This is a genomic window from Streptomyces calidiresistens, assembly GCF_014141525.1.
GTDB classification, from domain to species: Bacteria; Actinomycetota; Actinomycetes; order Streptomycetales; family Streptomycetaceae; genus Streptomyces; species Streptomyces calidiresistens.
On record NZ_VKHS01001301.1, the window covers coordinates 1 to 949 of the forward strand.

A 949-nucleotide genomic window follows, 5' to 3' on the forward strand; every position below is an offset into this window, starting at 1 on the left:
GCCGTGGCCGGGACCGCCGGTGTCGGCGGATTCCGCCGGGGGCCGGCCCCCGGCCGCGTGCCGTTCCGGGGTCCCCGCCATCTCGTACTTCAGGAGTTTCCTCGCCTTCTCCGGGTCGGTCTCCCCCTCCCCGTACGCCGGGCACAGGTGGGTGATGGGGCAGGCCCCGCAGGCGGGTTTGCGGGCGTGGCAGATGCGGCGCCCGTGGAAGATCACGCGGTGGGAATAGTCCGTCCACTCCTTCTTCGGGATGATCTCCGCGATCTCGGCCTCCACCCGGTCGGGGTCGGTGGAGTCGGTCAGCCGCCAACGGCGCACCAGGCGCCCGAAATGGGTGTCCACGGTCAGACCGGGCACGCCGAAGGCGTTGCCCAGGACGACGAAGGCCGTCTTGCGCCCCACGCCCGGCAGCCGCACCAGGTCCTCCAACCGACCGGGCACCTCGCCGCCGAACTCGTCGCGGAGCATCGCGGAGAGACCGAGCAGCGACTTCGCCTTGTTGCGGAAGAAGCCGGTGGGACGGATCAGCTCCTCCAGCTTCTCCGGGTCGGCGGCGGCCATCGAGGCGGGGTCCGGGTACGCGGCGAACAGCGCCGGGGTGGTGCGGTTGACCCGCAGGTCGGTGGTCTGCGCGGACAGCACGGTGGCGACCAGCAACTCGAAGGGGTTGCGGAAGTCCAGCTCCGGGTGGGCGTAGTCGAAGACCTCGGCCAACTCGCGGTTGATCCGGCGGGCCCGGCGGACCATCGCGAGCCGGGTCTCCGGCTTGCCGCCCCCGCCGGCCGTGCTCTTGCGCTGTGACATGCGCCCCAGGTTACGGGCCCGGCGAGGTGTCCGGGGATGGAAACGGCGGGGATCCGGCCGGTTCCCGGCGGGCGACCGGCCGGTGACGGAACGGTGCGCGCGGCGGCACGGGCGAGGCGGCCCGGGAGGGTGGGCGCCACAACCC

General features: G+C 73.1%; 1 protein-coding gene. It reads right to left on the reverse strand.

Features of this window, described 5'->3' with window-relative positions; all coding sequences use genetic code 11:
* The coding region (gene nth, locus FOE67_RS27000; protein WP_182667441.1) for an endonuclease III at positions 1-804 on the reverse strand (804 nt) is incomplete at its 3' end.
* Positions 805-949 lie beyond the last annotated feature (145 nt).